The organism is Deinococcus carri (assembly GCF_039545055.1).
Taxonomy (GTDB): Bacteria; Deinococcota; Deinococci; order Deinococcales; family Deinococcaceae; genus Deinococcus; species Deinococcus carri.
In genome coordinates this window covers 140,453-157,954 of record NZ_BAABRP010000008.1, presented here as the reverse complement: position 1 = coordinate 157,954, position 17,502 = coordinate 140,453, and the positions used below count along the sequence as shown (strand labels likewise).

Here is a 17,502-nt window from a genome sequence, read left to right as displayed (position 1 = left end):
TTACGTCTGAGATTGGCCCACCTGGTGCGCAAAAGTCTCTCCTTCTGTCGCAAACAGGCCAACCTCGAAACCCTCCTCTGGCTCTTCATCCACCGCTACAACGCGTCATTACCCTGAACCCTCGACCGGCCGTGTTTTGCAGCCCTCCACTCCTGGCCTCCGGTGAGGCTGGCCCAGCATCCTCTTCTCACCCAGGTGTTCTATACTTTTTGACCTATGGCCCTTTTTGCCTCCGACGAGAGGCGGGGGGCAGCGGCGAACCTCCCCTGACGCCGGGGAGACTTCGACACCGAAAGGAGCGTCCAAATGCACCCAGACTCCAGTCTTCCGGCACACGTGCGCCGGGTGCGCCTTCAGACTTCCGTCTGGGCGCAACCTCTCCTACTCGCTTCGCTCGCCGCCCTGGCGGGCGTGGAGGTTTTCCATGCATAAAGTTGCCATTGTGGGCCGGCCCAACGTCGGCAAATCGAGCCTGTTCAACCGCCTGGTGGGGCGGCGCGAGGCCGTGGTGGCCGATTTTCCCGGCGTAACGCGTGACGCCAAGGAAGGGCTGATGCTCTACCACAACCACCGCATCACGCTGATTGACACCGGCGGCCTGTGGAGCGGCGACGAGTGGGAACAGGCCATCCGCGAGAAGGCCGAGTGGGCGATGGAGGGCGCGCAGGCCGTCATCTTCGTGCTGGACCCGCGCGAGGGCCTGTCCGCTGCCGACTACGAGGTCGCGGACTGGCTGCGCAAGCTGGGCAAGCCGGTCATCATCGCGGCCAACAAGATTGACAGCCCCAAGCACGACATCTACCTCGCCGAACTGTGGGGCCTGGGCTTCGGGGACCCGGTCGCCATCAGCGCCGAGCACGCACGCGGCCTCGATGACCTGATGGACCGCGTGATGGAGTACCTCCCCGAGGACGACGAGGACGTGCCCGAGGTCGCGCCCATCCGCATCAGCCTGATTGGCCGCCCCAACGTGGGCAAGTCCAGCCTGCTGAACGCGATCACCCACAGCGAGCGCGCCATCGTGGCCGACCAGCCCGGCACCACCCGCGACAGCCTGGACGTGGAGTGGGACTACGGCGGGCAGCGCTTCGTGCTGGTGGACACGGCGGGCATCCGCAAGAAGCCCGACACCGCCATCGAGGACTATGCCATCCAGCGCAGCGAGGCGGCCATCGAGCGCAGCGACATCATCTGGCTGGTGGTGAACGCCACCGACCTGGGCGACCACGAACTCAAGCTCGCCAACCTGGCCTACGACAGCGGCAAGCCGGTGATCGTGGTAGTGAACAAGTGGGACCTGGTGCCCGACGAGGAACTCAAGCGCACTGAAAAGGAGCTGAACCAGAAGCTCCACCACATCTCCTACGCGCCGCGCGTGTACACCAGCGCCATCAACGACTACGGCATCCACGACATGCTCGCGGAGGCCATGAAGCTCTACGAGAAGTGGCAGAGCCGCATCCCGACGGCCGAACTCAACCGCTGGCTGGAGGTCTGGCAGATGCGCCAGGCCGTGCCCAACTTCGGCGGCAAGAAGCTGAAGATGTACTTCATGACGCAGGTGGAAACCGCGCCGCCGACGTTCGCCATCTTCTGCAACCGCGCCGACTTCGTGACCCGCGCCTACGAGGGCTTTCTCCAGAACCGCATCCGCGAGGACCTGCAACTCGCCGGGATTCCCGTGCGGCTGAAGTGGAAGGAGAAGGGACCGTACAAGAAGGGGAAGAAGGGCGAGGAAGCGGAAGCGTAAAGCCTGTGAACACTGGGCCGGGGGGAAACCTCCGGTTCTTTTGTTGTGGGAAGGGGGACTTCCCGCCTCGTGCGGGCAACTCACCCTTGGCCCGGCGTGAACCCAGCACACTGGTTCATGGTGCCCTTCTCTGCCCGCGCGGCGCTGGCCCTGGCCGCCCTGCTGTCCATCCCCGCCTGCGCGCAGGACCCGGCCACGCCGCAGGTGAACTTCACGCCCTTCGTGAGCGGCCTGCCCCAGGTCACCACCCTCACGCACGCGGGGGACGGCTCGGGGCGGCTATACGCCACGCAGCAGGGCGGCCAGGTCCGGGTGATTCAGAACGGCCAGGTTCGCGCCCAGCCCTTTCTGGATGTCAGCGCCCTGACCAGCGCGGGCGGCGAGCGGGGGCTGCTGGGCCTGGCCTTTGACCCCGCGTACCGGCAGAACCGCCGTCTGTACGTGCATTACACCGACCGGGGTGGGGATACGGTGCTGGCCCGCTACACGGCCACGCCCGACTTCACCCAGGCCGACCCGGCGAGTGCCCGCATTCTCCTGACCGCCAGGCAGCCCTACGCGAACCACAACGGCGGGCAGCTCGCCTTCGGCCCCGACGGCTTTCTGTACCTGGGCCTGGGCGACGGCGGCAGCGGCGGCGACCCGCAGAACAACGCGCAGAACCTCGCCTCGCCCCTGGGCAAGCTTCTGCGCCTGGACGTGAGCGGCGACGGGGCGAGGCCCGCGCCCGGCAATCCCTTCCTGAACCGGGAGGGGGCCAATCCGTATATCTGGGCCTACGGTCTGCGGAACCCCTGGCGGTTCTCCTTTGACCGGGGCACGGGTGACCTGATCATCGCGGACGTGGGTCAGAGCGCCTTCGAGGAGGTGGACCGCCAGCCGCGCGCGAGCCAGGGCGGCGAGAACTACGGCTGGCGCTTGCGCGAGGGCCGCAGTTGCTACGACCCGGCCCGCGGGTGCCCCACCCAGGGCCTCACCGACCCTGTCCTGGTGTACGGGCGGGACGAGGGCCAGAGCATCACGGGGGGCTACGTGTACCGGGGGCAGGACATCCCGGCACTCAAGGGCCAGTACGTCTTTGCGGATTTCGGCAGCGGCACGGTGTGGGCCGCCCCCGCCAGCGGGCAGAACTGGAACAAGCTCCGCCTCGGCAGCGTGGAAAACCCCTCGACCTTCGGGGAGGACGAGGGGGGCGAGCTGTACGTGGCCGAATACGGCAGCGGGCGGGTGCTGCGGCTGGGGCGGTGAGGGATTAGCGTCAGGAGCGCCATGCGGAAGAACTTCATCCCGGCGGCAACCTCCCGCGCGGCGGCCTGATTGGGTTCCGACGATTCAGATCAGGCAGGTTGATGATGCCGATTTCCTCGGTGTATGAGAGCAGCAGGGGCAGCGACAGGGTGATCATGAAGTGGGAGAGGTGTGCAAGGTGAACCTCCTCGCTCGGTAGAAAAGGAAAGGCGGGCCGAATGAATCATGCCCGCCTCTGCTGCAATTTTCTCTACCTCACCCGCACTTGCTGTACCCGCAAGCCTGGCACTTCAGGCAGCCCTCTTCCCGGATCACGGCCTTTTCCTCGCACACGGGGCAACGCTCGCGGCTCATGCCGTCCATGTTCGCGGTGCTGACGCCGCTGGGAAGGGCGGGGGCGGGCGCATCCCCACTGCCCCCAGCGAGGGGTGGGAGGGCAGCGGCTTCCATGTCTTTCCCGAAGGTTTCCAGGGCGACGGCGATCAGGTCGGCCTTGCTGCCTACCAGGCGGCCGTTGTAGGAACCGTACAGACCGCCGTTCAGACCCCGCAGCGTCTTGATGATGGCCTGGGCGGGCACGCCGTGCTGGAGGGCGATGGACACCACGCGGCCCAGCGCCTCGGAGTCGGCGTTGGCCTCGTCGCCCGCGCGCCCGCTGATGACCATGACCTCGATGGGCTTGCCGTTCAGGTGGTTGACCGTGACCAGGAAGGAACGGCGGTGGCCGCTCGTCGGGTCGGTGAGCTTCACCATGTCGGTGATGCCGCTCAGACGGGCGGGCCGCTCATAGACGGGCGTCCGCGCCGCGGCAGAAGGCTGAGGGGCAAGAGCGGCGGGCACGGTGACAGGAGCGGCGGCGACAGGGGTGGTCTGCCCGCCTTCTGCCTGCTGCCCTGCGCCTTCTGCCCTCTCCCCCATCTCCTCGGCCACCGCCGGCTCGGGCTGCTCCTCCACCTTCTTCTCCTTTTTCTTGCTGGTGCTGAGCACCTGGAACTGGCGCGAGCCGTCGCGGTAAACCGTGATGCCCTTGCAGCCGGTGCGGTAGGCCTCGCCGTAGGCGTCCTGCACGTCCTGCACGGTGGCGCTGTTGGGCAGGTTGATGGTCTTGCTGAGGCTGTTGGCGGCGTGCTGCCCGCCGTCGTCGAAGGCCCGCTGCACGGTGCCCTGCATCCGCACGTGGTCCACCGGCTTGATGTCGTGGGCGCAGACAAAGACCTGCTGGAGCGCCTCGGGAATAAAGGCCAGGCCCACCACACTGCCGTGGTTCTCGGACACGGCCTCGGTCACCTTGTCCCAGTCCCAGCCGCCGTCCTTCTCCAGGCCTGCGGGGGCGGGGTACTGGTTGAGCAGCTCCACGAAGAGGGGAGCCAGCAGCGCGCGGTATTCGCTGCCGATTTTGCGCCAGATAAAGGGGCTGAAGACGGGTTCGATACCCGACGAAACACCCATAAGCATGGAAGTGGTGCCCGTCGGCGCAACCGTCAGCACCGCGACATTGCGCCGGGGCGGGTGCGGAATCTTCTTGGCGTTACGCCCATAGACCGGGTAGATGCCGCGCTCCTTGCCCAGGCGTTCGCTTTCCGCGACAGCCTCCTCGCGCAGCGCGGTCATGATCTCGTAGATGGCCTGCCGCCCCGCCTCGGAGTCGTAGCGCAGGCCCAGCTTGATCAGGGCGTCGGCCAAGCCCATCACGCCCAGGCCGAGGCGGCGCAGATCCTGCGAGGCGACCCGGTTGTCCTCCAGCGCGAAGACATTCACGTCCAGCACGTCGTCCAGAAAGCGCACGCAGGTGCGGACATCGGCGCGGAAGGTCGCGTAGTCGAAGGTGCTGCCCTGCACGTAGGCGGCCAGGTTGATCGCCCCAAGGTCACAGGGTTCGCCGACGGTAAGGGGGATCTCTCCACAAGGATTCGTGCTGCGAATCTCGTACCGCTTGCCCAGGTTCTTCAGGGCGCTGAATTCGTTCACGCGGTCCACGAAGATCAGGCCGGGTTCACCGGTCGCCCAGGCGTGCTGCGCGATCTGGTCCCACAGCCAGCGGGCGGGCACGCCGGGCCGCTTGTCGGCGGGGTTGTAGCGGCCCTGGGGCGCGGTCTGATAGAGGGGCACGCCGCGCGCCCCGTCCTCGGCACGGTCGGGCAGGATGGGGAGGCGGCCGTCGTACATTCCGGGCTGCGGGTCCAGGTAGTACTTGCCGGGCACGTCCTGCACATCCACGTGCCACAGGGCGTCGCGCTCCAGCGCCTGCCAGAACTTCTCGGTGACCAGAATGGAGATGTTGAAGGTGGAGATGTCGCCTTCCGCCGCCTCGCGGTCCAGGTCCTTGGCGGTCAGGAAGTCCAGCACGTCGGGGTGTTCGATGGAGATGGTCGCCATCCCAGCTCCCCTTCTCGTACCTCCCTGCCTCACCACCCGCAGAACCGGCGCATAGACGAAGCGCAGCGTGTTGATCGGCCCGCTCGTCTCGCCGCCCCGATTGGCCCACTCCAGGAAGTTGTCGAAAATCTCCATCAGGAACGACACCGGGCCGCTGCTGGTGCCGCCCGACCCCTTGATCGGCGCGCCCTCGGGCCGCATCTCGGAAAGGTCGATGCGGGGTTCGACACCCACCCCCGCGCTCTCGGCCACTGCGCGGGCCGCGTCGATGATGCCGCCCATGTCGTCTGCGACGGGCCGCACACCTTCCGGCAGCGCGCGGACAATCTGCACGCCGTTCTGCCGGGCCGTGGCGACCAGTTCGGCAGGAATGGCGTGCCCGTACACCACGCGCGTCCAGTTGCGCACCGCCACGGGCTGCTTGTCGCCGTCGGGCTGGGTGGGGGGTCGCATCAGGCCCTCTATAAAGTCACTCACATCGGGGTGCGCCGCGCTCATGTACACCCATCCGCGCACGCCCGCATCGGGGCGGCTGCTCGCCGCGCGGGGCGTGTACACGTCGAGGTTCACGCCGTTGCCGCCGCCCACCTTGGTCACCAGGGCCAGCTTGCGGGCGACCTCCATGATGCCGTCGAAGCTCTCGGGGGCGTGTTCGGTGGCCCCCTGAACAAAGCAGTTGAGCACATTCCCGTGCTGCGTTCCCGCGCCCGCCAGCACGCGCCCGCCGGGGCAGAACTTCTTTTCCGCCATCAGGTCGTAGTACTTCTGCACCCAGCTCAGGCGCGCCTCCGGGGCCTCCGCCTCCGCCACCCACTCCGCGATGCGGCGGAACATGCCGCCCAGGTCGCCGTCGCCCGCCTGGAGGTACTGCCGCCGGGCGATGTGGTGGGCGTTGTCATCGAAGTTGCTGAGGGTGGGGTTGGGCGTGGTGGTCATGAATCAGGACTCCTTGAGGGCAAAGCGGCAGCAAAACACCTCACCATCCCGTAGGGCGGTGCGGAAGCGGACGGGGTGGCCCCTGAAGTGAGGCCGCTCTCAGATGGCTGACTGTACCACTCGGGTGCAGGGGGTACAATGGCTTGTACGGCTGGCCATTTTGGTGTACAAGATGCGGCCCCGCCGAAAAAGCGGGGCCGGAGCAGAAGAATTCGCTGTCGGGAACGGGGCTGCCGGGCGCGAGGTGCGGCGGGGCAGGGTCCAGGGCGGTGCCGCATGCCCCCACTGGGGGAAACACCCCTTCCCGCGCTCAGCCCAGCTTGATCAGGAAGCGCCCGCACGAGGGGCACTTGACGGGGGGCAGCTTGCCCTGGGCGGCCTTCTGCTGCACGTTGACCGGCAGCATCACGTTGCAGCCGGTGCAGCGGCCCCCGCGAATCTCGACCAGGCCCAGGCCCTTTTTGGCCTTGCGGATATGGTCGTATTCCTTGACGGTGCGGGCATCGATGCCGGCGACCAGGCGGGCGCGTTCCTGCCGGGCACCCTCGCCCTGGTCGCGCAGGGCCTGCACGCGGGCCTCGTCCTGGGTTTCGAGCGCCTCCAGCTCGGGGCGCAGGGCGCGGTGTTCGCCGCGCAGGCCGGAGGCCCGTTCCGACAGCTCACGCTGCCGCTCGCGGAGCGGCGTCAGGTCCTCGGCCATCTCCTCGGCGCGTTCGGAGAGCATCTGGATGCGGCTGCCGTACTGGGACTGGGCGCGGGCGTCGAAGGCGTTCTTCTCCTGCTCCTCCTTGGCGCGCCGCGTCTGCTCCTGGGTGCCGGTGAGGTCCTGCTCCAGCCCCCGGATCTGCTTTTCCACGCCCTCCAGGGTGATCTCGGTGTCTTCCAGATCGTTGTTGAGGCGTTCCTGCTGGGCACGGGCATCGCGCAGGGCGTCCGGGATGCTGGCCTCCTCGGCCCGCAGCCGGTCGAGTTCCAGGTCAAGCTCCTGCACACGTTGCAGGCTCTGAAGGGGTCCGGTATCGCTCATCGGGGTCAGTCTACCCCCCCGCCCGCCGCGCGGGGCGTCGGGGACGTGCGCCGCGCCCGGCGGTACAGGCCCAGATAGATCGCCAGGACGCTGCCCGCGTACATCAGGATGGTCCACCCGAACAGCACCCGGAAGGCCACGTCAAAGGGCAGCACGCCGCGCACCACGCCGCTGAGCAGGCTGCTGGCCGCCCAGCCCAGGTCCCAGGCGATGGTGTTGACGGCGGAGTACATCGGGCGGTCCTCGTCGGGCAGCGCGGTCATCGCGTAGGCGCTGTAGACCGGCCCCGCCGCGTTCATCAGCGCCCCGCGCGTAAAGAGGGCCGCGCTGACCATCCACAGGGCGGGCGCGAAGCCCAGCACGGCCAGGAAGGGCAGACTCGCGGCCTGCACGACCAGCACGGCGGGAAGCTGCCCCAGCCGCCGCACCAGCAGCGGCTGCACCAGCACCGTCACGGCGGTCGCCAGGCTGGTCCAGGCAAAGAGCGTGCCCAGGCTGGCGTAGTCCACGTGGAACTTGCCCTCGATAAACACGTTCAGGAAGGGAATGGTGGCCCCCGCCCCCAGCCCCACCAGCACGTTCGGGGCCACCAGCCGTGCCATGGTGGCCCGGTCGCGGACGGCAAAGGAACGGCCCTGGGGCCGGGGCTTGCCGCTGGGCCGCAGGAACAGCACTGGCACCAGGCCCGCCAGTTGAAAGGCCGCCGACACCACCAGCGCGGCCCGCAGCGCGCTCAATCCGTCCGGCGCTGTCGCGGTGGCTGCCGCGTACAGCTCCGGCACCCGCCCGCCCAGCAGGTTGCCCAGGAATCCCGCCCCGGTCATCAGCGCACTCTGCACGCTGAACAGGGTGACGCGGCTTTTCTCGTCGCTGTGGTTCGCCATGAAGGGCGACCCCGACACCACCAGCAGCGCCGCCCCCGCCCCCTGCACCAGCGCCCCCGCGATGGCCCCCAGCGGCCCGCCCGCCAGCGCCAGCAGCGCGGCCCCGACCAGGCTCAGCACGCTCCCGATCTGGATGGTGCGGGCGTTGCTGATACGCCGCGCCAGCGCTACGGCCGGCAGGCTGAGAGCGGCCAGCGTCAGCGCGGGCAGCGCGTTCACCAGCCCCTGCCACTCGGCCCCCAGCCCCAACGCCCGCAGGTAGAAATTCAAAAACAGCGCCGCGAACGCCTGCGCCAGCCCGAAGGTGAAGGCCGAGGCCAGGTAGAGCCAGAGCTGGCGGGAGAAGCGCCAGGTCATGTGTGGCTCCGGCGCGGGGAGCAGTGCGCGGTACGCGGTACGCAGGAGTCTGTTCCCGCGCACCGCGTACCGCCTACCGCGTTCCCCCTCATACCCCCACCTTCGGGCAGAAGTCCTGCATCAGACACGCCTCACACCGCGGCCGGCGGGCCAGGCAGATGCGGCGGCCATGCAGAATCAGCGCGTGGTGCAGGAACACCCAGCGCTCGCGGGGAAAGAGGCGCTGGAGGTCAAGTTCCACCCGGTCGGGATTGGTCTGCACGCTGAGGCCCAGGCGGCGGGCGAGGCGGCCCACATGCGTGTCCACCGCGATGGCGGGGAAGCCGTAGGCGTTGCTCAGGACTACGTTGGCAGTCTTGCGGCCCGCGCCGGGCAGGGCCACTACCGCGTCGAAATCGTCCGGCACCTCCCCGCCGTGCCGCTCGACGAGCAACCGGGCCAGGGCGGCGAGGTTGCGGGCCTTGCCCCGGTACAGGCCGATGGTGCGGATCAGCGGCTCGATGTCCTCGGGGCCAGCCTGGCTCATGGCAACGGCGTCGGGGTAGCGGGCAAAGAGGGCGGGGGTGGCGGCGTTCACGCTCACGTCGGTGGCCTGGGCGCTCAGCACGGTGGCGACCAGCAGCTCGAAGGGGTTGCGGAACACCAGTTCGGTGCGGGCGTCCGGGTAGAGCGTTTCCAGCGCCGAGAGCACCAGCGGCGCGCGGGCCTTTGCGCCGTTCGGCAGGCGGGGTGGGGAGGGGGGGCGGCGGGTCACGCGGCGCAGCCTACACCCCCTCCCAGGGCGCTGTCTGTCAGGCGGGGACGCAACTTCTGCCCCCCGAACCCCGTACCGGTGCCATGCGCGTCCTTTCCCTGATCTTCGGCATTCTCGCCGCGCTGGGCCTGGTGCTGGGCCTGCTGCCCCTCTTCGGCTGGCTGAACTGGCTGGTGGTGCTGCCGCCCGCCGTGCTGGGCCTGATCTTCGGTGCCCTGGCCCGCGACCGCAGCGCCATCACCCTCAACGTGGTGGTCGCGGCCCTGGCGGCGCTGCGGCTGATGCTGGGCGGCGGGGTGCTGTAATACCGCTTGCGTGCCCCCCGCCCCTCTGCTATCCTGCTCAGGCTTGCGCGTCAGGGTACGTCCGCGCCGCAGCCGGGGGTCTTTAGCTCAGTTGGTAGAGCGGCGGTCTCCAAAACCGTAGGTCGTGGGTTCAAGTCCTACAAGGCCCGCCAAGAAAACTCCCCGCCAGGTGCGGGGGGTTCGCTTTTGGCACGCCTCGCTGCTCCCGGCCTCATACGGATTTCGCTAAATTCCACAACAATCGGGGAAGCGCCGCTTGTTGCTCCATACCGCGAAATCCGTACTTTCTCCCACTCGCTCCGCTCGGATTTCAGGTTTACTTGTAAACCTTCCAATCGGAGTCCGTATCACTCCGGCTGGAGGCTGGTGGCCCGGAGCAGCCAGCTCTGGAACTCGGGAAGCGCCCGGTCGAAGGGCAGGGCGATGATCTCGGGCACCTCGTAGGGGTGCATGGCCTGGATGCGGGCTTCGAGTTCCGGGTAACGCTCGCCGGTGGTCTTGATCAGCAGCAGGGTCTCGGGGTCCTCGACCAACTCGCCCTCCCAGCGGTAGATGCTGTGGATGCCGCCCATCACGTTCACGCAGCCCGCCAGCCGTTCATGGACCAGCGTCCGGGCCAGTTCCTGCGCGCGTTCGGGGGGGACCGTAACCAGAACGACGAGTGACATAGTCCCCGCAGCATACGCCGGGGCCGGGGCCGGGGCCATTACCTGATTCCCCACCACCATCCCGGGATTTCTCATGCTGGGCCGGAGCACCCAGGCCGGGCAAAACTCAGGCCAGCCACACCCCAGGGCAGGCGCGGTTCAGGGCAGGCGCAGCGTCTTGCAGCTCTCGCCGGACACCTCGGGCGCGCCCTTGGCCACCACCACGTCCTCCTGGGCACCCACGAAGCCCTGGCAGCGGGCCAGCACCTCCAGGTAGGCGGGGTCGTTCGCGGCGCGTTCGGCGTCGCGCAACACGCGCACGTCGCGTTCCAGCGCCCGGATGCGGGCATCGGTGGCCTGCGTCTCGTGCCGCCAGGTGAGGGTGCGGTAGGTCAGGTTGCCGAGCTGAAAGGTGAGCTGCACGATGCCCAGGCCCGCGAGCAGACTGGTGATCATCAGCGTGACCGGCAGCCGCTGCATCTGACGCCAGGACGCCCGCAGGTCCCGGCGCGGCGGCAGAGGCGGGTCGGGCGGAGTCATGCGCCAAAGCATAGAGCATCTGTCCGAATTACGCCGTTGGAGGGAAAACACCTCCAACGGCTCCATTCTCCCAGACGCTCTTCTTATTTCACTCGCTCCGCTCGGTCAAAAAGAAACCTTCTTTTTGACAAATGCTCCAGCGTTCCAGACGTGAGGAACAGCGGGGGAAGGCGCGGGCCGCATAATGGTGACCATGAGCCACACCGACCCCCGTGCCGCTGCGGACGCCCTCGCGGCCCTGGACTGGGCACGCGCGCACCACACGCAGATTCAGATGCGCTACGGCGACATCGACGCGATGGGCCACCTGAACAACGCCGTCTACGTGCAGTACCTCGAAACGTCGCGGGTGATCATGATGCGCGAGCTGGGCGTCCGGGACCGCGAGGACCGCTCGGTGATTGCCCGGCTGGAACTCGACTACCGCCGCGAGGTGCGCTGGGGGCAGACTGCGACCGTGGACTCGCTGGTGGAGCGGGTGGGCCGCACCAGCTGGACGGTCGTCTCGCGCCTGTGTGCCGACGGGGTGCCCTGCGCCTATGCCCGGACCGTGCAGGTGCGGGTGGACGCCGAACACCGCCCCGAGCCGCTGCCGTCCGGCCTGCACGCGGCCTTTGCGCCCCTCCTGGCGCGGGAAAGCCTGCCCGGATGAGCCGCGCGCAGTACGAGGATCAGGTGCTGTATCAGGGCGACGTGTGGGTGCGCCTCGATACCCTGCCGCGCCTGCTGGCGGAGGGCTGGCGGCGCACCCTCTCGGCGGGTGGCGTGGTCAGCGTGGTCCGCACGCCCTTTCAGTGGGCGATGGGCAGCCCGGTGATCGAGATCGAGACGGGCGGCTACATGGGCGACGTGGGCCTCTATGTGCCCCAGGTCCAGCTTCCCGAGGCGCTGGCGCTGCTGGGCGCAGAGGGCGAGCCAGAACAGTCCTGACGCTCCTGGGCAGGGCGGAGCCGGACCCCCGAGCGCTATTAGACTGGAAACGCTCCCAAACAGCAGAGGGCCACGAGACAAGCAGGTGGAGGCAAGCAGAGTGACGCAAGCAGCAGAACAGGTCAGCATCGGCGTGGACGTGGGCGGCACCAAGATCGCCAGCGGGGTCCTGCGCGGCGAGGAACTGCACGACCGGCAGGTGCAGCCCACGCCGGAAACCGGCTGGGAGGCGGTGCTGGACGCGGTGGCCGCGCGGGTCCGCGCCCTCCAGGAACAGCACCCGGAGGCGGTGCGGGTGGGCGTGGGCGTGCCCGGTCCCCTGAACGTGGAGCGCACCCGCGTCCGCTTCGCGCCGAACATCTACGGCTTCACGGACGTGCCGCTGGTGGACGGCCTGGAGGAGCGCCTGGGGCAGCGCGTGGTGCTGGAAAACGACGCGAAGGCCGCCGCCCTGGCCGAGGCACACCTGGGCGCGGCGCGCGGCACCAGCAGCAGCGTGTACGTGACCGTCAGCACCGGCATCGGCGCGGGGATCGTGCTGGGGGGGCGGCTGTGGCGCGGGCGGCACGGCATCGCCGGGGAACTCGGGCATCTGACCGTGGTGCCCGGCGGCCCGGTGAGCGGCGCGGGCCTCGACGGGGCGCTGGAGGCGGTCGCCAGCGGCACCGCCATCGCCCGTGACGCCAGCTACGCCCTGAACCGCGACGTGAGTACCGCCGAGGCCTTTGCGCTGGCCGCCCAGGGCCATCCCGCCGCCCGGCGCATCGTGGACCGGGCGCTGAAGTACATCGGCGTGGCGCTGGCCGACCTCCAGAAGCTCCTCGACCCCGAGGTGTTTGTGCTCGGCGGTGGCGTGGCGAGCGTGGGAGACGCCTTTTTCGGGGGAATTCAGGCGGCCGCCGACGAGTACGCCGCCGCCTTTGCCCCCGTCACGATCCGCCGCGCCCAGCTCGGCACCGAGGCGGGCGTGATCGGGGCGGCGCTGGCAGCGCAGCAGGAGGAGACGTGAGCCTGTCCCCCGACCGCCGCCAGGTGGCCCTGATCGCCCATGATCGCCAGAAGCTCGAACTCGCCCTGTTCGCCCTGAAGCACCGGGACGTGCTGGAGCGCTTTCACCTGGTCGCCACCGGCACGACCGGCGGCATCTTGCAGGACAAGACCGGCCTCGCGGTCGAGCGGGTGCTGTCGGGGCCGCTGGGCGGCGACCAGCAGATCGGTGCCCGCATCGCCACGGAGCAGGTCCTGGCCGTCTTCTTCTTCCGCGACCCCCTCACCGCGCAGCCGCACGAGCCGGACGTGACGGCCCTGCTGCGCCTGTGCGACGTCCACGACATCCCCCTCGCCACCAACCCGGCGAGCGCGGCGGCGCTGGTGTTGTGGCTGGCGCAACGGGAGTAGGGAGGCAGGACGCGGTGCGCGGTACGCAGGAAGACGCTTTGACCGCGCACCGCATCCCACTTCCTAGATCACGAACTCGCCTCCCCGCATCACCGCCTCGCGCTGCCCGTCCTTCGTGAGGCCGTCCACGTCCATCTCCCCGCTGCCGATCATCCAGTCCACGTGGGTGAGGCTGTCGTTGCCCCCCTTGGCGGCGAACTCCTCGGTCGTCATCTCCACGCCGCCCTGCACGTTGAAGCGGTAGGCGCTGCCGATGGCAATGTGGGAGGCGGCGTTCTCGTCGTAGAGGGTGTTGAAGAAGAACAGACCCGAACGGCTGATCGGGCTGGAGTTGGGCACCAGCGCCACCTCGCCCAGGCGGTGGCTGCCCTCGTCGGTGTCGATCATCTGCCGCAGGGTGTCCTGGCCCTGCTGCGCGGTCGCCTCCACCACGCGCCCCCCCTCGAAGCGGATGCGGATACCCTCGATCAGCACGCCGTTGTACGACAGCGGCTTGGTGCTGACCACCACGCCATCCACACGCTCGCGGTGGGGGGCCGTCCAGACTTCCTCGGTGGGGATGTTGGCGGTGAAGGTGATGCCGTCAGGGGTGTCCGCCGCGCCGCCGCCCCAGATGTGATCGTCGGCCAGGCCCACGGTGAGGTCGGTCTCGCCGCCCCGGAAGTGCAGCGCCGCGTACTGCTTCGCGGTGAGGGTCTCGCGGCGGCGCTTGAGGTCCGCGAGATGCCCCTGCCAGGCCGCGACCGGGTCGGGCTGATCGGCACGGGTAGCGGCGAAGATGGCGTCCCACTGCTGCTGAACGGCCTCCTCGCGGGACACGCCGGGGAACATCAGCTCGGCCCACTCGGGCACCGGCGCGGAGATCAGGTTCCAGTTCAGGCGGTTGGTCATGACCTGGAGGGAGTACGGCTTGCGGTAGGCGGCCAGCGTGCGCTGGTGCGTGGTCACGCGGGCGGGGTCCACGTTCGCCAGCAGGCTGGGATTGGTGGCCCGGATGGCGATCACCGCGCCGCCCGCGTCCGCCGTCTCGGTCTCGGCGTCCACCCGCCAGCGGCTGATCTGCTCGAAGGAGCCTTCGGGGGCCAGGGTGAAGCGGGCCAGGTTCACGTCGTCGTCGTCCCAGCGCACGTCCGCGAAGCTCGCCCCCGCCGCGTAGGCCTCGCGCACGATCAGGCGGGCCAGCGGCGCGGTGTCTACCGGGGCCTCCACCAGCACGCGCTGCCCCTCGCGCACGCCCAGGCCCACCCGCACCGCCAGCCGCGCGTAGTTGCGCAGCTTCTCCTCGAAACTCAGATTGGTCATGCCCGGCAGGATAGAACACTTCCCCGAAAAGCCCCGCCTGCCCCCCCGCGCCCTTGACGGCAGGCCGATCGGCATCTATAGTTCTGTGGCTGGCCGTCGAGGCGTAGCGCAGCCTGGTAGCGCACTACCTTGGGGTGGTAGGGGTCGTGAGTTCAAATCTCGCCGCCTCGACCAGCACAGACTCCCTCTCAGAGGGAGTTTTTTCATTTCTGGATACTCCTGGGGCAGAGGCACCAGGCGTTCCTGAACCGCGCAGTCGCTAGACAAAAAAAGGCCCTTCCACGTGGAGGGCTTTTTCCTTACTTTCTCGCACCCACAGGGCCTGTCAGGGCCGGGCTTCAGGCCTCGCCGCGCTTGCCCCCCGCATCGGACATGCGGGTCAGTTCGGCGGCGGGCACGCCCAGCAGCATGCCCTGGTCGGTCTGCACGTCCACCGTTCCGGCCAGCGGATGCAGCTTTGTGACCTTGCCGCACGCGCCGCTCCCGGTGTGGCAGACGCGGGCATTCTTGCGGGGCAGGTCGCCCAGCAGGTCGAGGTACTGGGTGTGCTCGAATTGCAGGCAGCACAGCAGGCGGCCGCAGGGACCGCTGAGTTTTTCGGGGTTCAGCGGAAGCTGCTGGTCGCGGGCCATGCGGATGCTGACGGGCGCGAACTCCTGAAGGTGGTTGCTGGAGCAGTTCTCGCGGCCACAGGCCCCCAGCGCGCCGATCATCTGCGCCTGCTCGCGCGGGCCGATGGCCGCGAAGTTCACGCGAGCGCGGGTGTGGGCGCGCAGGTCACCGATCAGGCTGCCCAGTTCGATGCGTTCGTCGGCGCTGTAGCTGACGGTGACCAGGCTCTCGTCGAGCGTGAACTCGACCGCCACGATCTTGACGGGCAGGCTGCGCTCGCGGGCGCGGGCGCGCAGCAGCCACTTGAGGTCCTCGCCCTGGCGGTACAGCTCGTCCCAGCGGCTCAGGTCCTCGGGGGTCGCGGCGCGCAGCACGGCCCCGTAGCGGGCCTGCGGGTCGGGGGACTCGGCCGGGCCGCGCACGGTGGCGACCTCCGGCCCCCGCTTGCCCTGCACGACCACGCGGGTCCCCACCGCATGCGGCTCCTCACTAAGCATCGCGTGCAGGCGGGGACTGCGTTCGAACCGGACAGGCAGGACAACCACGGGATGCAGGATGTCATGTCTGCCGGGGAAGCGTCGAGAGCAGGGTCACGAACGGGAGGGCGGGGGCGTCTCAAGGTCGGACGGTCAGACGGTTTCGCCCTCCCGCAGGAGGCCAGGGCGGCACTCCGTTGCGTTGCCGCATGTCTCATACGGATTCCGTCCAATTCCTGAACAGTCGGGAGGGCACCGCCTGTTCATCCATCTCCCGAAATCCGCCCTTGTTCCTTCTCCCTCTGGTCGGATTTCCGGGTGTTTTCAACACCCTTCAATCGGAATCAGTCTCAGGCGTCCACTCCACTGCGCGCCGCCCTTTTTGCCCTTCTCGCTTCGCTCGGAAAGGTTGCCAGAAGGCGACAACCTTTCTGCGCCCCACCCTAATGCCGTTCGGCCAGCACCTCGATCTCCACTCGCACGTCGCGCGGGAGGCGGGCGACCTGCACGGTGCTGCGGGCGGGGTAGGGGGCCTGGAAGTAGTCGGCGTAGATGGCGTTCATCGCCGCGAACTCGTTCATGTCGGCCAGGAAGACGGTGGTCTTGACGACGCGGTCCAGGCCCGTCCCGGCGGCCTCCAGCACGGCCACCAGATTTTCGAGGACCTGCCGGGTCTGCGCCTCGATGCCGCCCTCCACCAGGGTGCCGTCGGGCCGCAGCGGAATCTGGCCGCTGGTGACGACCAGATTGCCGAAGACGGCGGCCTGGCTGTAGGGACCGATGGCGGCGGGGGCGGCGGGCGTTTCCACGATGTCTTTCATGGCCCCACTGTAGCCGGGCACGGGGATTCAGGCACAGGGACCCGGGATACGGGAACTGGCCCCGCCTCCTCAGGAGGACTTGTGGCTGTCGCGCGGCTCCCGTCCGGCAGAGGCGGCGAGAATGGGCGTGGGTCGCCGGGGCGAGCGGCCCAGGCGGGCGCGCGTGACCCGCTGCGCGGCGACCACGCCCAGCAGCAGCACCGCGCCGAGCAGCCCGATGACGGTGCGGTATTCGGGCATCAGCATCACGCCGAGCAGGGTGAAGTAGGCCAGGATCAGCAGCACGTAGGTCAGCGGGCTGCTGCCGCGCTGGGCGCTGAGCAGGGCGTCCACGTACATCGGCCCCTGGCCCTGGCGCACCGGGAGGGCGTAGTGGGGCAGGCGCTGGTCTTGCAGCACGTCCACGATCACGGCCGTGATGTTGTCGGGGCCGCCCGCGTCGTTGGCCGCGTTGACCAGGGCGCGTGCCACCTGGTCGGGTGTTTCGCGCCGCAGCAGCAGCTTCAGCAGCTTGCAGTCAGCCACCACGCCGCTCAGCCCGTCACTGCACAGCAGCAGCCGGTCCCCCGCGCGCAGCGGCAGGCCGAACAGTTCCAGCCGCACCCGTTCCTCGCCGCCCAGGGCATTGCTCACCACGCTGCGCCACTGGTGATGCCGCGCCTCCTCCTCGGTGAGGTGGCCCAGCCGCACCTGCTCGGCCACCCAGGAATGGTCGTCGGTCAGCCGGTGCAGCTCGCCCTCCCGCAACAGGTACGCCCGCGAGTCCCCCACGTGCGCGACGATGGCCGCGCCCCGGTCCACGATCAGGGCCAGCAGGGTGGTGCCCATCCCCACGTACTCCCCCACCGCGTGGCGCAACACCGCCAGATTGGCCGCCTGCACCGCTTCCGCCAGGCGCTCGGGCGGCGCGGCCCGTCCGTCGAGGTAATGCTGACTGAGGGTATCGAGCGCCAGATTCGCCGCGAGTTCCCCGGCGGCGTGCCCCCCCATCCCGTCGGCCACCGCGTACAGCCCGCCCCGCGGCAGGTCCAGCGCCAGCGCCGCATCCTGATTCACGCGGCGCTGACGCCCCACATCCGTCAGAAGCCCGGAAGCGAGGGGGGGCGTCGCGGCAGCGCGCATGTGAACAATATAAGGGA

Annotated in this window: 17 protein-coding genes and 2 tRNA genes; 9 read left to right on the top strand and 10 right to left on the bottom strand. The window is 69.0% G+C overall.

Translation table 11 applies throughout. The features are described from left to right. Positions 1 to 424 precede the first annotated feature (424 nt). Both der and ABEA67_RS11850 read left to right on the top strand, forming a co-directional pair. On the top strand, positions 425 to 1,750 hold the full coding sequence (gene der / locus ABEA67_RS11855; RefSeq protein WP_345465354.1) for a ribosome biogenesis GTPase Der: 1,326 nt from the start codon (positions 425 to 427) through the stop codon (positions 1,748 to 1,750). Positions 1,751 to 1,867: 117 nt separating this feature from the next. Continuing rightward, complete coding sequence (locus tag ABEA67_RS11850; RefSeq protein ID WP_345465352.1) at positions 1,868 to 2,998, top strand: PQQ-dependent sugar dehydrogenase; 1,131 nt, start codon at positions 1,868 to 1,870, stop codon at positions 2,996 to 2,998. A gap of 255 nt (positions 2,999 to 3,253) precedes the next feature. Here ABEA67_RS11850 and ABEA67_RS11845 read toward each other — a convergent pair whose 3' ends face one another. From ABEA67_RS11845 to nth, 4 genes are all read right to left on the bottom strand, one after another. Further along, positions 3,254 to 6,310: an adenosylcobalamin-dependent ribonucleoside-diphosphate reductase gene (locus tag ABEA67_RS11845; protein ID WP_345465351.1), complete on the bottom strand. Its 3,057-nt coding sequence runs from the start codon at positions 6,308 to 6,310 to the stop codon at positions 3,254 to 3,256. Positions 6,311 to 6,620: 310 nt separating this feature from the next. Continuing rightward, on the bottom strand, positions 6,621 to 7,337 hold the full coding sequence (locus tag ABEA67_RS11840; protein ID WP_345465349.1) for a zinc ribbon domain-containing protein: 717 nt from the start codon (positions 7,335 to 7,337) through the stop codon (positions 6,621 to 6,623). Between the two features lie 5 nt (positions 7,338 to 7,342). Then, positions 7,343 to 8,578, bottom strand: a complete 1,236-nt coding sequence (locus ABEA67_RS11835) for an MFS transporter (RefSeq protein ID WP_345465347.1) — start codon at positions 8,576 to 8,578, stop codon at positions 7,343 to 7,345. A gap of 88 nt (positions 8,579 to 8,666) precedes the next feature. Next, a complete protein-coding gene (nth, locus tag ABEA67_RS11830) occupies positions 8,667 to 9,332 on the bottom strand; it encodes an endonuclease III (RefSeq protein ID WP_345465345.1) in 666 nt (221 codons plus the stop codon). Positions 9,333 to 9,415: 83 nt separating this feature from the next. On the opposite strand from nth, the gene ABEA67_RS11825 reads away from it, so the two are divergent. Both ABEA67_RS11825 and ABEA67_RS11820 read left to right on the top strand, forming a co-directional pair. After that, a complete protein-coding gene (locus ABEA67_RS11825; protein ID WP_345465343.1) occupies positions 9,416 to 9,637 on the top strand; it encodes a hypothetical protein in 222 nt (73 codons plus the stop codon). 76 nt (positions 9,638 to 9,713) lie between these two features. Continuing rightward, a tRNA-Trp gene (locus ABEA67_RS11820) sits at positions 9,714 to 9,789 on the top strand. 195 nt (positions 9,790 to 9,984) lie between these two features. Here ABEA67_RS11820 and cutA read toward each other — a convergent pair. Together cutA and ABEA67_RS11810 are read right to left on the bottom strand one after the other, a co-directional pair. Next, positions 9,985 to 10,305: a divalent-cation tolerance protein CutA gene (gene cutA / locus ABEA67_RS11815; RefSeq protein ID WP_345465341.1), complete on the bottom strand. Its 321-nt coding sequence runs from the start codon at positions 10,303 to 10,305 to the stop codon at positions 9,985 to 9,987. Positions 10,306 to 10,443: 138 nt separating this feature from the next. Continuing rightward, positions 10,444 to 10,824 carry a cell division protein FtsB gene (locus tag ABEA67_RS11810; RefSeq protein ID WP_345465339.1) on the bottom strand — a complete coding sequence of 127 codons (381 nt, stop codon included), beginning with the start codon at positions 10,822 to 10,824 and terminating at the stop codon, positions 10,444 to 10,446. Positions 10,825 to 11,008: 184 nt separating this feature from the next. On the opposite strand from ABEA67_RS11810, the gene ABEA67_RS11805 reads away from it, so the two are divergent. From ABEA67_RS11805 to ABEA67_RS11790, 4 genes are all read left to right on the top strand, one after another. After that, positions 11,009 to 11,476, top strand: a complete 468-nt coding sequence (locus ABEA67_RS11805; protein WP_345465337.1) for an acyl-CoA thioesterase — start codon at positions 11,009 to 11,011, stop codon at positions 11,474 to 11,476. Next, on the top strand, positions 11,473 to 11,754 hold the full coding sequence (locus ABEA67_RS11800; protein WP_345465335.1) for a hypothetical protein: 282 nt from the start codon (positions 11,473 to 11,475) through the stop codon (positions 11,752 to 11,754). The genes ABEA67_RS11805 and ABEA67_RS11800 overlap by 4 nt, the downstream gene beginning before the upstream one ends. A gap of 100 nt (positions 11,755 to 11,854) precedes the next feature. Next, on the top strand, positions 11,855 to 12,763 hold the full coding sequence (locus tag ABEA67_RS11795) for an ROK family protein (RefSeq protein WP_345465333.1): 909 nt from the start codon (positions 11,855 to 11,857) through the stop codon (positions 12,761 to 12,763). Continuing rightward, complete coding sequence (locus ABEA67_RS11790; RefSeq protein ID WP_345465331.1) at positions 12,760 to 13,152, top strand: methylglyoxal synthase; 393 nt, start codon at positions 12,760 to 12,762, stop codon at positions 13,150 to 13,152. The genes ABEA67_RS11795 and ABEA67_RS11790 overlap by 4 nt, the downstream gene beginning before the upstream one ends. A 63-nt stretch (positions 13,153 to 13,215) precedes the next feature. On the opposite strand, the gene ABEA67_RS11785 is transcribed toward ABEA67_RS11790, so the two are convergent. Beyond that, a complete protein-coding gene (locus ABEA67_RS11785; protein WP_345465329.1) occupies positions 13,216 to 14,454 on the bottom strand; it encodes an aminopeptidase in 1,239 nt (412 codons plus the stop codon). A 97-nt stretch (positions 14,455 to 14,551) separates the two neighbouring features. Between ABEA67_RS11785 and ABEA67_RS11780 the strand changes: the two genes are divergently transcribed. After that, positions 14,552 to 14,628, top strand: a tRNA-Pro gene (locus tag ABEA67_RS11780). Between the two features lie 164 nt (positions 14,629 to 14,792). Here ABEA67_RS11780 and ABEA67_RS11775 read toward each other — a convergent pair. The 3 genes from ABEA67_RS11775 to ABEA67_RS11765 all read right to left on the bottom strand — a co-directional run bounded on the left by ABEA67_RS11775 (position 14,793) and on the right by ABEA67_RS11765 (position 17,485). Beyond that, complete coding sequence (locus ABEA67_RS11775; protein ID WP_425557190.1) at positions 14,793 to 15,611, bottom strand: PSP1 domain-containing protein; 819 nt, start codon at positions 15,609 to 15,611, stop codon at positions 14,793 to 14,795. 374 nt (positions 15,612 to 15,985) lie between these two features. Further along, positions 15,986 to 16,363, bottom strand: a complete 378-nt coding sequence (locus tag ABEA67_RS11770; protein ID WP_345465327.1) for a RidA family protein — start codon at positions 16,361 to 16,363, stop codon at positions 15,986 to 15,988. Between the two features lie 69 nt (positions 16,364 to 16,432). Then, the gene (locus ABEA67_RS11765) at positions 16,433 to 17,485 is read right to left on the bottom strand and encodes a PP2C family protein-serine/threonine phosphatase (RefSeq protein WP_345465325.1); all 1,053 of its coding nucleotides are present in this window, start codon (positions 17,483 to 17,485) and stop codon (positions 16,433 to 16,435) included. Between the last annotated feature and the right edge of the window lie 17 nt (positions 17,486 to 17,502).